We start from the raw sequence: 12,295 nt of genomic DNA, 5'->3' as shown, positions 1-12,295 counted from the left end.
ACGAATGCAACAATTATAACTATGAAAACCAATTACGAAATCCGCTATGCGGCGCATCCCGAGGATGCGAAAAGCTACGACACGGCGCGTCTGCGCCGCGATTTCCTGATCGAAAAGGTATTCACGGCCGACGAGGTCAACATGGTCTACTCGATGTACGACCGCATGGTCGTCGGAGGCGCCATGCCTGTCGCCGAGACGCTCCGCCTCGAAGCCATCGACCCGCTGAAGGCTCCGTTCTTCCTCACGCGCCGCGAAATGGGCATCTACAACGTCGGAGGCCCCGGCGTGGTGAAGGCCGGCGACGCCGTGTTCGAACTCGGCTACAAGGAGGCCCTCTACCTCGGTTCGGGCGACCGCGAGGTGACCTTCGCGAGCAAGGACGCCGGGAATCCCGCCAAATTCTATTTCAACTCGCTGACCGCACACCGCAACTACCCCGACAAGAAGGTCACCAAAGCCGACGCCGTGGTGGCCCACATGGGTTCGCTCGAAGGGTCGAACGACCGCAACATCAACAAGATGCTCGTGAACCAGGTGCTGCCGACCTGCCAGTTGCAGATGGGCATGACCGAGCTGCTGCCCGGAAGCGTGTGGAACACGATGCCCGCACACGTGCACTCGCGCCGCATGGAGGCCTATTTCTATTTCGAAGTGCCCGAGGACCAGGCCGTGTGCCACTTCATGGGCGAAGTCGACGAGACGCGCCACATCTGGATGAAGGGCGATCAGGCCGTGCTCTCGCCCGAATGGTCGATCCACAGCGCCGCAGCCACGCACAACTACACCTTCATCTGGGGCATGGGCGGCGAGAACCTCGACTACGGCGACCAGGATTTTTCGAAAATAACGGACCTGAAATAATTCATAATTCAAAATTCATAATTCAAAATTATGGTAAACTTTTCACTGGAAGGTAAGGTCGCGCTCGTGACGGGCGCCTCTTACGGCATCGGATTCGCACTGGCAACGGCTTTCGCACGTCAGGGCGCAAAAATCGTCTTCAACGACATCAAACAGGAGCTGGTGGACAAAGGCCTGGCCGCCTACAAGGCCGAGGGCATCGAGGCCAAAGGCTACGTCTGCGACGTGACCAGCGAGGAGCAGGTGAACGCCATGGTGGCGCAGATCGAAAAAGAGGTCGGCATCGTGGACATCCTCGTCAACAACGCCGGCATCATCAAGCGCATCCCGATGGTCGAGATGACCGCCGCGGAGTTCCGCCAGGTGATCGACATCGACCTCAACGGCCCGTTCATCGTCTCGAAGGCCGTCATCCCCTCGATGATCAAGAAGGGCAAGGGCAAGATCATCAACATCTGCTCGATGATGTCGGAGCTGGGCCGCGAGACCGTCTCGGCCTACGCCGCAGCCAAAGGCGGACTGAAGATGCTGACCCGCAACATCGCTTCGGAGTACGGCGAATACAACATCCAGTGCAACGGCATCGGCCCGGGTTACATCGCGACGCCCCAGACCGCACCGCTGCGCGAGCGTCAGGCCGACGGATCGCGCCACCCGTTCGATTCGTTCATCGTGGCCAAGACCCCCGCGGCACGCTGGGGCACGCCCGAAGACCTGATGGGACCCGCCGTGTTCCTCGCATCGGACGCTTCGGATTTCGTCAACGGACACATCCTCTACGTCGACGGCGGCATTCTGGCCTACATCGGCAAGCAGCCGCAGTAGGTTCCGCACACCTCCGCATGAAACAGCCCCCGCTCACCGAAGCGGGGGCTGTTTCCGTTTTCAGGGCCGGCATGCCGCGCGTTTCAGGCCCAGAGGGCCTCCAGACGCCGGGCGACGACCTCGTCGGTGATGTAGTCGTCGTACTCCATATAACGGTCGACCATGCCGTTGGGCGTGAGTTCGATGATGCGGTTGGCGACCGTATTGACGAATTCGTGGTCGTGCGAACTCATCAGCACGTTGCCCTTGAAATTGATCAGCGAGTTGTTGAACGCCTGGATGGATTCGAGGTCGAGGTGGTTGGTCGGAGAGTCCAGCACGAGCGTATTGGGCTGCTGGATCATCATCTTCGCCACCATGCAGCGCACCTTCTCGCCGCCGGAGAGGACGCTGACCTTCTTGTAAATCTCCTCGCCGCTGAAGAGCATCTTGCCCAGATACCCCCTCAAATAGAGTTCCGAGGTGTCGGACGAGAACTGCGCCAGCCAGTCGACGATCGAGAGCTGGCTCTCGAACCAGGGGGCGTTGTTGAGCGGAAGGTAGGCGTAATTGATCGTCGTGCCCCACTCGACGACGCCCGAATCGGCCTTGTCGTCGCCGACCAGAATGTCGAACAGCGCCGACACGGCACGCGGATCGCGCGCCAGGAAGGCGATCTTGTCGCCCTTCTCGACCGTGAAGCTGACGTCGCTGAAAAGCCGTTCGCCGTTCACCGTCTTGCTCAACTCGTCGACCCCGAGGATCTTCGTGCCCGCCTCGCGTTCGGGCTGGAAGATGATGCCCGGGTATTTGCGCATCGAGGGCTTGATCTCCTCGATGTTGAGCCGTTCGAGCATCTTCCGGCGCGAAGTCGTCTGCTTCGACTTGGCGACGTTGGCGCTGAACCGCTGGATGAATTCCAGCAATTCCTTTTTCTTCTCCTCGGCCTTCTTGTTCTGGTTCTGCTGCTGGCGCAGGGCGAGCTGGCTCGATTCGTACCAGAAGCTGTAATTGCCCGAGAAAAGGTTGATGTCGCTGTAATCAATATCGACCGTATGCGTGCACACCGAATCGAGGAAGTGGCGGTCGTGCGAGACGACCAGCACCGTGTTTTCGTAATTCGACAGGTAATTCTCCAGCCACGCGATCGTCGTCCGGTCGAGGTCGTTGGTCGGCTCGTCGAGCAGCAGGTTGTCGGGTTTGCCGAACAGGGCCTGCGCCAGCAGCACGCGCACCTTCTCCTTGGCGCTCAAATCGCGCATCAGCTGGCCGTGCAGGGCTTCCCGGACCCCGAGGCTGCTCAACAGGTTGGCGGCGTCGCTCTCGGCGTTCCAGCCCTGCATCTCCGCGAACCGCTCCTCCAGCTCCCCGGCCCGGAGACCGTCCTCCTCCGAAAAGTCGGGCTTGGCGTACAACGCCTCCTTCTCCTTCATCGTCTCCCACAGCGGCTGATGCCCCATCAGAACCGTGTCGAGGACCGTAAACCCGTCATAGGCGAAGTGGTCCTGCTTGAGCACCGACAGGCGTTCGCCCGGGCCGAAGGCCACGTTGCCCCGCGACGGGGTCACCTCGCCGCTGAGCACTTTGAGGAACGTGGACTTCCCCGCCCCGTTGGCCCCGATCACACCGTAGCAGTTGCCCGGGGTGAATTTGAGATTGATATCCTTGAAAAGAACCCGTTTTCCGTATTGCACCTCTAAATTCGAAACTGTAATCATCCTTAAAATCTGAATTTGAAACTGCAAAAGTAGCCCAAAAGAACGAGGAAACCGCACCGGAATGAAAAAAATCGTCCGGATCGCCGCTTTTCGGCCCGAAATTCCGGCGGCATGCGGAGCGCATCCGAAAGAACGGAGTCCGAAAAGGTTTTTCAGCGACGATCGCAACAAAAAGTTATCTTTTGAATTACAGCGAATTAGCGATCCGGGGCGCAAAAAACCGACAGACACGGAACGGAAAGCTAAAAAATCGCCCGAAAAAGTCCGATATGACAATTTATTTAATATATTTGCATAACGGACAGGATCGGTTCGGCATGGACTGCGAACAAATTCGCCGTTTTGCCCCAATCAGTCACTGTATATTTGCGAAATCGTTGTTAACCCATAATCTGAAACCAAAATCATGGAACAATCAAAAGTGCGGGAGTTGCAGGACGTCGTGATCCGCTTTTCGGGCGATTCGGGCGACGGCATGCAGCTCACGGGCACGCTCTTTTCCGACACTTCGGCGCTGTTGGGAAACGGCATCTCGACCTTCCCCGACTACCCCGCCGAAATCCGCGCCCCGCAGGGAACCGTTGCGGGCGTTTCGGGCTTCCAGGTCCATTTCGGCGACCACCGCGAGCTGAATCCCGGTGACTACTGCGATGTGCTGGTGGCGATGAACCCCGCGGCGCTCAAGGCCAACCGAAAGTGGCTCAAGCCGGGCGCGACGGTCATCCTCGACGGCGATTCGATCACCGAAGAACATCTCAAGAAGGCGGGATTCGCAACCCTCGATCCGCTGGCAGAACTCAAGCTCGACGAATACAACGTCGTCGTTCCCGACATCACCTCCATGACGCGCGAGGCGCTGAAAGAAACCGGACTCGACAACAAGGCCGTCGTCAAGTGCAAGAACATGTTCGCACTGGGCATCTGCTTCTGGCTGTTCGACCGTCCGGAGGATTACGCACTCAAATACCTCGACGGGAAATTCGCCAAGAAAAATCCCGCCGTGGCCCAGGCCAACAAGCTGGCCATAGCGGCAGGCTATAACTACGCCGCAAACACCCACCAGTTCGCCAACAACTACACCGTGGCCCCGGCTCCCCGCGAAAAGGGCACCTACCGGTCGATCAACGGCAACGTCGCCACGGCGTGGGGACTCTGCGCCGCGGCCGAGAAGGCGGGCCTGCCGCTCTTCTGCGGTTCGTACCCGATCACCCCGGCCACGGTGATCCTCGAAGAACTGGCCAAACGCAAGGACCTCGGGGTGAAGACCGTGCAGGCCGAGGACGAGATAGCCGGCATCTGCACGGCCATCGGCGCGGCCTTCGCGGGCAATTTCGCCGTGACGACCACCTCGGGCCCCGGACTGTCGCTCAAGAGCGAAGCGCTGGGACTGGCGGTGATGACCGAACTGCCGCTGGTCGTGGTGGACGTACAGCGCGGAGGACCCTCGACGGGCCTGCCGACGAAAACCGAGCAGAGCGACCTCCAGCAGGCGCTTTACGGCCGTAACGGCGAGTGCCCGGTGATCGTCGTGGCGGCATCGTCGCCCAGCGACTGCTTCCACTACGCCTTCGAAGCCGGACGCCTGGCCATGGAGCACATGACGCCCGTGATCCTGCTGACCGACGGATTCATCGCCAACGGCTCCGAGCCGTGGCGGATTCCCGAGATGAAGGACTACCCCGCCATTCAGCCCCCGATCGTGGACAAGGCTCCCGAAGGAGGGTTCATGCCCTATGTACGCAACGAAAAACTGGCCCGCGGCTGGGCGTTCCCCGGCAAAGTGGGTCTGGAGCACCGCGTGGGCGGACTGGAGAAGGACTGCGTGAAGGGCTGCATCTCGCACGACCCGGCCAACCACCAGAAGATGACCGACACCCGCGCGGCGAAGGTGGCCAAAGTCGCCGACGACATTCCCGCACAGGCCGTCTGGGGCGATGCGGAAGGCGACCTGCTGGTCGTAGGCTGGGGCGGCACGCGCGGCCACCTGCAAAACGCCGTGAACGAAATGCGCCGCGAGGACAAAAAGGTCTCGCTGTGCCATTTCAACTACATCAACCCGCTGCCGAAGGGGGTGCGCGACATCTTCGCGAAGTTCCGCAGGATCGTCGTCTGCGAGCTGAACGAAGGACAGTTCGCGGCCTATCTGCGCCAGAACTTCCAGGAGTTCCCCTACGAACAGTACAACAAGTGCGAGGGACTGCCCTTCACGGTCGCAGAACTTAAACAGAAATTCGAATCCTTACTGAAGTAACCATGGCAGACTACAAATACACCCCTGCGGATTTCAAGAGCGACCAGGAGGTACGCTGGTGTCCCGGATGCGGCGACCACGCGATTTTGAGCGCCGTGCAGCGCGCGCTGCCCGAAATCGCCGACGCGCTCGACACGCCCCACAACCTGTTCACGTTCGTGTCGGGCATCGGATGCTCGTCGCGGTTCATCTACTACATGAAGACCTACGGGTTCCACTCCGTGCACGGGCGCGCCAACGCCGTGGCGACGGGCGTCAAGACGGCCAACCCGCGCCTCTCGGTGTGGGTCACCACCGGCGACGGCGACTCGCTGGCCATCGGCGGCAACCACTTCATCCACGCCATCCGCCGCAACGTGGACCTCAACGTCATCCTGTTCAACAACGAGATTTACGGCCTCACGAAGGGCCAGTACTCCCCCACTTCGAAGCTGGGCAAGATCACCAAGACCTCGCCCTACGGAACGGTCGAGAAGCCGTTCAACCCCGGCGAACTGGTCATCGGCGCCAAGGGCACGTTCTTCGCCCGCACGATCGACATGGAGGTCGCCCTCTCGAAGGAGTGCATGATCGCCGCGGCCAGACATACGGGCATGTCGGTGATCGAAGCGTTGCAGAACTGCGTGATTTTCAACGATAAGACCCACGCCGACTTCGCAGCCGACAAGGCCACGCGCGCCGAACGCACGGTGACGCTGCGCCACGGAGAGAAAATGCTCTTCGGCGCCAACAACGAAAAGGGCATCGTGTTCGAGAACATGAAACTCAAGGTGGTGACCGTGGGCCAGGACGGCTACACGCTGGACGATGTGCTGACGCACGACGCCCACGAGCGCGACACCACGCTGCACTCGATGCTGGCGGCGATGAAATACCCCGACTACCCGGTAGCGCTGGGCGTAATCCGCTCGGTCGAGGACGACTCGGTCTACGACCGCGCCGTGGAGAAGCAGGTCGAGGAGGTCAAAGCCACGAGCAAAATTCACTGCGTGGACGACCTGCTCCGCTCGGGAGCCACCTGGGAGGTGGAATAGTCCCGCAGCCGGGAAGCCGGCATCCGGACAACGAAACGGCGGACCCTTTCCCGGGGTCCGCCGTTCGTTTCGGCAGGAGAGAGGGGTTTCGGCAGGAGAGAGGGGTTTCGGCAGGAGGGAGGGGTTTCGGCAGGTGGAGGCCCCCCGCAACCGGGAATCAATAGACATTGGCCGATTTGCGGACGATATTCTCCAGCAGGCGCTGCATATTGGCGATCACCGGACTGCCAGCCATGCCGTATGCCGCACCCTGCCGCTTCATCTGCGTCCGTTGTCGAGCGTCGTGGCGGCATAGATCATCGCCCGGTTCCCGGGTTTGGCAATCAGCACCCCGCCAGCCAGCCTGATGTCCCAATGGCTGATGTTCTCGGCCGAGGCCCAGATGTCGGAGAAACCCTTCAGCGACGGGCTTCCGGAAGCGTTCCGAAGAGCTTCGGGAGGTTTTTTCGAAAAAAGTTCAATTTCGGAGCCGATTTTTCGGGCCGAAAATTGTGGAAATAAAAAAATCCGATTATCTTTGCACCCACAACAAGGGGGATTAGCTCAGCTGGCTAGAGCGCTTGCATGGCATGCAAGAGGTCACGAGTTCGAATCTCGTATTCTCCACCATAAAAACGGGACCATCGAAAGATGGTCCCGTTTTTCAGTGTATGTTTCCGGCCGTATCGGCCGCACCCGGCACAAACGGCACAAACGGCACAAAAGCATCCGTGCCGGCCTCCACCCGCAACATTAGCGATAATTCAGCGGAAAAACCACGGCAGCAGCCAAAAACGACAAAACGAAATATCCGGCCGTCCTTGCGGACGGCCGGATATGCGCAACGCTGCCGGAAGGCGTTATTTGTCCCGGAAAAAAGCCGTGACGAAAGGCGCTTCGAGCAGGTAATCGGCGCATTCGCGGACGCTGCGCACGATGTCGTTGTAGCTCGAACCTTCGATCTCGACGATGATGTTCTCCACGCCGGCTTCCCGCGCGTTGGCGAAGATGGCGTCGAAGCCCACCATGCCGCTCTGGCCGATCTCACGACGATCCTTGATGTGCAGGAGCCGGAAACGCCCCGGATACTTCTTGAAGTAGTCCACCGGGCTGGCCTTGCCCATCACAGTCCAGTAGACGTCCATTTCGAACAGCACCTTGTCGGGATCGGTGTTTTCGAGCATGTAGTCCAGCATGACCTTATCCTCGATCTTCTCGAACTCGCGCGAGTGGTTGTGGTAGCCGAACTTCATGCCGGCGGCCGCACAGCGCGCACCCACCTCGTTGAAATAGCGGCAGTAGGTCTGCAAATCCTTGAGCGTCGAAATCTTACGCATCGAGGGGACCACGATATATTCCGCACCGGCGGCCTTGTGCGCCGCGATGCACTCGTCCCACCAAGCGAGGGCCTTCGAGAAATCGCCGCTCGCCAGCTCCTCGTCGGAGAGGTTGAGCGTGCAGTGCGTGGAAATCACCCGCATACCGGCATCCTCGACATCCTTGCGGAATTGCTCGGGAGTCTGCCCGTAGAGCATTCCGTCCTTGTAGCTGGCGGCCTCGACCGAAGTGTAGCCCATGTCGGCGAGCTGTTTCAGGACGGGTTTGTAATCGCCCTGGCTCTTGCCGAAAACCCCGATCAGGCTGCGCACCGAATAGAGCTGGATACCGATGTCCTTCTTCGGGGCCTTCTTCGCTTTGGCGGATGCTCCGCCGGGGAGCATCGCCAGAGCGAGGAGGACGCAGATGACTGCGAATAGCCTGTTTCTCATCGTAAGAAGCCCTTAATCGAGAATCTTGACACGGATATTGCGGAACCAGACGTCGTCGCCGTGGTCCTGAAGGCCGATGTAGCCTTCGTGGTTCTCACCGCCGCAGTTGTTCAGCAACTCGAACGCCAGGGGCCACTTCTCGGAGCTGAACTTGCTGTTCTCCAGCATCTCGGTCCACTGGGGAGTCCACAGGTGGTACTCCACGACGTTCTTGTCGTTCTGGCCGTGTACGACCGTGCCTTTGTAAACCATGATCTTGGCCTTGTTCCACTCGCCGAAGGGATTCTGGTTCTGCGGAACGGCGGGGATCATGTCGTAGAGCGACGCCGACTGGCGGTTGCCGTCGACACCCAGCTTGGCATCGGGATGGTTGGTGTTGTCGAGCACCTGATACTCGGGGCACGAGATGTAGATCGGCTCGTACTTGGTCTTGCCGTCCTTCTGGGTCGTAACCTCCTGGGCCAGGTAGAAGATGCCCGAGTTGCCGCCCTTCGAAACCTTCCACTCCATCTCCAGCTCGAAGTTCTTGAACTTCTTGGCGAAGATCAGGTCGCCGCCCTCGCCCGTCTGGGCCTCGCCGCCGCCCGAGCCGTTGAACTTGATGGCGCCATCCTCCACCGTCCAGCGCGAAGGAGCCTTGTCCTTGCCGTAGCCGCGCCAGCCGTTGAGCGTCTTGCCGTCGAAAATCACGTAGTAACCGTCCTTGTCCTGCGGGAACGAGGCGAGGTCCACCTGTGCGTTGTCGACAACGGTGTATTCGGGAACGGCTTTCTTGGCGGTTTTGGCATCGGCCGTTTCAGCCGTCTTGGCCTTGCCGCCGGGGCCGCCGCACGAAACCAGCGATGCGGTCAGAGCCGCGCATACCGAGAATAAAAGGGTCTTTTTCATATTCTTTCTGTTTTTTTAAAGTTTTACGGACAGGTTAGTTAATCAGCGCGGCATGGCGGGAAGCGCCCAGCCGTCGCGGTAGGTGTGTTTGATCAGCTCCTGGGCGAACTGCTGTGCGTTCACGGGATCGGTCCAGGTCTTGTCGAAGGTCGGGTGTCCGTCCTTGATGTGGAAGCCGTCCTTGATGACCGTCTTGATCATGGCGTCGTCCGGGATGTTCGTGAAACGCATGTTCGGACCGTCCCACTCCAACACCTGATTGAGGCCCTGGAGGCGGACTGCCAGCACGCCCATAACGACCATTTCGTTGAACGGTCCGGCTTCGCTGAAGTCCGATGCCGAAAGCACGCGGTCGTCGGCGTCCTCCTTGCAGGCGCGCACCCAGTCCATCTGGTGCGACTCGGTGATCTCGCGCAGCACCTTCGGAGCCTCGGGAACACGGCCCGAAACCAGATAGGGGTCCTTGCCGTAGCAGCCGCAGATCAGCGTGTCCTTCGTACCGTAGAAGATGGCGGCGCCGCCGCTCACGTTCAGGTTCTTGCCGGCGGGAAGCCCTGCGGGACGCTCCGGCATCAGGCCGCCGTCGTACCAGTGCACCTCGACTTCGGGCATGGCCACCTTCGGCATGTTGTCGCGGGCCGGGAAGATGAACTTCACGCGCTGTGCCGAGGGAGCGGACTCGTTCAGCAGCAGCGTCGAGCTGCCCTCCACCTTGGTCGGATAGCCCAGTTTCAGCCCCTTGAACACGGGGTGCAGGATATGGCAGGCCATGTCGCCCAGCGCACCCGTACCGAAATCCCACCATCCGCGGAAGTTCCACGGCGTATAGGCGGCGTTGTAGGGACGATAGGGAGCCGGACCGATGAAGGCGTCCCAGTTCATCGTCTTGGGGATGCGCATATCCTCCTCGGGACGCGCCAGGCCCTGCGGCCAGATGGGACGGTCGGTGAAGGTGTCCACGCGGCGCACCTCGCCGATCTCGCCGTTCCAGATCCATTCGCAGACCTTGCGCACGCCTTCGGCCGATGCGCCCTGGTTGCCCATCTGCGTGGCCACCTTGTACTTGTCGGCCAGCTTGGTCAGCAGGCGCGACTCGTAGACGGTGTGGGTCAGCGGTTTTTCGCAATATACGTGCTTGCCGGCGGTGATGGCGTCGGCGGCGATGATGGCGTGCGTGTGGTCCGCCGTAGCGACCATCACGGCATCGGCCGACTTGAGCATCTCGTCGTACATCTTGCGGTAGTCGTTGAACTTCTTGGCCGCAGGATAACGTTTGAAAATGTGGTCGGCGTATTTCCAGTCGACATCGCACAGGCCGATGATGTTCTGGCTCTCCAGGCCCTTCAGCACCGAAGCGCCGCGTCCGCCGACGCCGACGCCCAGGATGTTGAGTTTGTCACTGGGGGCCGTGTAGCCGAACTTCTTACCCAGAACCGTGCTGGGTACGACCGCTAAACCGATCGCGGCAGCCGCTCCCTGCTTCAGGAACGTTCTTCTTGACATTTCTTTTGCCATCGTTTCGAGGTTTAATTTGAGTTAGTATTGGGGTTATTTGATGTTCTTTTCGATGTTGTCGACCTCGTCCTTGAAGATCTTGTAGCCTTTGCCGAGGCCCTTCATCAATTCCGGGATCTTCGTGCCGCCGAACAGCAGCAGCACGACAAGCGCGATGATGACGATTTGTCCCACGCCGATAAATAACAGATGATTCATAGTTCAGGTAGTTTTAGGGTTATGCGATTGTCATGCGTGTTTGCGCAACAGGCCGTAGCCGTCCTTCATCGTGCGGCGGCGTTCGCGGATCTGCCGCAGGGTCTCCTGTTCCCCGATGGCCGGGAGGTCGTGCTCCCGCGCGTCGCGCAGGAACCGCCAGGCGTACTCCGAGGCCAGCGCCGCGTCGCGGAACTCCGGGAGCGCCTCGCTGCGGCGGCCCGTCTCGATCGACTCGGCGAAGAGCTTGCAAAGGGTGTCGATGTTCTTGCCCCCGTAGGGCTGGATGAGGCGGTGGGTCTGCGTCACGCCGTGCAGCTCAACGATCGCCGTCTTGAAATCGTGCGTCATGCGTGCAATGCCCTTCGTGCCGATGATGTCCACATAGGAATTGTGGGTCTGGGTCTGGGCCAGCTGGCCGTAGACATGCCCCTGGGTGATGTCGAACACCACGCCGTTCTCGAACGTGCCGTGGCATTGCAGCCACCAGGGGTCCTTGTAGTTCCACATCCGCACGGCCTGGGCATTCCAGGTCTTGAATTCCGACTGGGCATACCAGCGTGCGATGTCCACGTAGTGCATGCCGCAGTCGTGGAACGCGGGACCTTCGTATTCGTGGCCCTCGCCCGGAGCCAGTCCCGGAGTCATGTGGCAGACCCGGATGATGGCCAGTTCGCCGATCTCGCCCTGGGCGATGAAATCTTTGATCGTATTGTGATACCAGGAGTTGCGCAGGTAGAGGTTCACCGTCGAGAACAAGGGCGTGTTCTCGGCCAGCTCGACGGCCTGCCATTCGTTTTCGATACTGTCGGAAATGGGTTTTTCAGCGATGACGTGCTTGCCCGCGGCGAAAGCCCGCTCGATCTGCGATTTGCGCGAGTCGGCCAGAGCGAACAGCCCCACGACCTGCACTTCGGGATCGTCGAAAATAACCTGTTCGTCATCCACAACCTTCGCCCCGGGGGCCAGTTTGCGCGCCAGGTCCCGCGATTCGGCGCAGACGTCGCAGATGTACGCAACGTCCCACCTGCCGCTTTTCTGCATCTCGTCGAGGTAGAAACCTCCCATTCTGCCGAAGCCGATAAGGCCAACTTTTACAGGATTCATCGTGTAGTCAATAAGGTCGGTTAAAAGTTAGGTTCAGCGCCGCGCCTCCCGTTTCCGAAGGAAAATACCGGCAGGCGCACCACCTCGATTACAAAATTAGCCCGAATAACCTTCGGTTTGAAAACTGAAGCGGAAAATGTAGAACCCAATTCGAACCATATCTCTAATTAA

11 protein-coding genes and 1 tRNA gene are annotated in these 12,295 nt (G+C 59.9%); 6 read left to right on the top strand and 6 right to left on the bottom strand.

The window, feature by feature from the left end; all coding sequences use genetic code 11:
• The first annotated feature begins 21 nt into the window (after window positions 1-21).
• Together kduI and DWW03_RS06175 are read left to right on the top strand one after the other, a co-directional pair.
• Window positions 22-864, top strand: a complete 843-nt coding sequence (gene kduI, locus DWW03_RS06180) for a 5-dehydro-4-deoxy-D-glucuronate isomerase (RefSeq protein WP_022061534.1) — start codon at window positions 22-24, stop codon at window positions 862-864.
• A gap of 30 nt (window positions 865-894) precedes the next feature.
• A complete protein-coding gene (locus DWW03_RS06175; protein WP_015545770.1) occupies window positions 895-1,689 on the top strand; it encodes a gluconate 5-dehydrogenase in 795 nt (264 codons plus the stop codon).
• Window positions 1,690-1,772: 83 nt separating this feature from the next.
• Here the strand turns inward: DWW03_RS06175 and DWW03_RS06170 are convergent, their stop codons facing one another.
• Window positions 1,773-3,386 (bottom strand): ABC-F family ATP-binding cassette domain-containing protein, encoded by a 1,614-nt coding sequence (locus DWW03_RS06170; protein ID WP_015545769.1) that lies wholly within the window; start codon window positions 3,384-3,386, stop codon window positions 1,773-1,775.
• Window positions 3,387-3,447: 61 nt separating this feature from the next.
• Between DWW03_RS06170 and DWW03_RS06165 the strand changes: the two genes are divergently transcribed.
• The 4 genes from DWW03_RS06165 to DWW03_RS06145 all read left to right on the top strand — a co-directional run bounded on the left by DWW03_RS06165 (window position 3,448) and on the right by DWW03_RS06145 (window position 7,280).
• A complete protein-coding gene (locus tag DWW03_RS06165) occupies window positions 3,448-3,684 on the top strand; it encodes a hypothetical protein (protein ID WP_118406500.1) in 237 nt (78 codons plus the stop codon).
• A 108-nt stretch (window positions 3,685-3,792) separates the two neighbouring features.
• Window positions 3,793-5,637, top strand: coding sequence for a 2-oxoacid:acceptor oxidoreductase subunit alpha (locus tag DWW03_RS06160; protein ID WP_022061533.1), 1,845 nt, complete (start codon window positions 3,793-3,795; stop codon window positions 5,635-5,637).
• A 2-nt stretch (window positions 5,638-5,639) separates the two neighbouring features.
• Entirely contained in the window at window positions 5,640-6,671 is a 1,032-nt protein-coding gene (locus DWW03_RS06155) for a 2-oxoacid:ferredoxin oxidoreductase subunit beta (protein ID WP_022061532.1), read from the top strand.
• Window positions 6,672-7,203: 532 nt separating this feature from the next.
• Window positions 7,204-7,280 (top strand) — tRNA-Ala (locus DWW03_RS06145).
• A gap of 230 nt (window positions 7,281-7,510) precedes the next feature.
• Here DWW03_RS06145 and DWW03_RS06140 read toward each other — a convergent pair.
• Genes DWW03_RS06140 through DWW03_RS06120 form a run of 5 tightly spaced genes read right to left on the bottom strand, consistent with a single transcriptional unit; the run spans window position 7,511 to window position 12,124 of the window.
• Window positions 7,511-8,419 (bottom strand): sugar phosphate isomerase/epimerase family protein, encoded by a 909-nt coding sequence (locus DWW03_RS06140; protein ID WP_022061103.1) that lies wholly within the window; start codon window positions 8,417-8,419, stop codon window positions 7,511-7,513.
• A gap of 12 nt (window positions 8,420-8,431) precedes the next feature.
• Entirely contained in the window at window positions 8,432-9,307 is an 876-nt protein-coding gene (locus tag DWW03_RS06135; RefSeq protein ID WP_015545765.1) for a DUF1080 domain-containing protein, read from the bottom strand.
• A 42-nt stretch (window positions 9,308-9,349) separates the two neighbouring features.
• Complete coding sequence (locus DWW03_RS06130; RefSeq protein WP_171024694.1) at window positions 9,350-10,822, bottom strand: Gfo/Idh/MocA family protein; 1,473 nt, start codon at window positions 10,820-10,822, stop codon at window positions 9,350-9,352.
• 33 nt (window positions 10,823-10,855) lie between these two features.
• A complete protein-coding gene (locus DWW03_RS06125) occupies window positions 10,856-11,020 on the bottom strand; it encodes a twin-arginine translocase TatA/TatE family subunit (protein WP_015545763.1) in 165 nt (54 codons plus the stop codon).
• A gap of 30 nt (window positions 11,021-11,050) precedes the next feature.
• Window positions 11,051-12,124: a Gfo/Idh/MocA family protein gene (locus DWW03_RS06120; protein WP_118406498.1), complete on the bottom strand. Its 1,074-nt coding sequence runs from the start codon at window positions 12,122-12,124 to the stop codon at window positions 11,051-11,053.
• Between the last annotated feature and the right edge of the window lie 171 nt (window positions 12,125-12,295).

This window comes from Alistipes sp. AF14-19 (genome assembly GCF_003461645.1).
In the GTDB taxonomy this organism is placed as follows: domain Bacteria; phylum Bacteroidota; class Bacteroidia; order Bacteroidales; family Rikenellaceae; genus Alistipes; species Alistipes shahii.
This window is presented reverse-complemented; position numbering and strand designations above follow the sequence as displayed.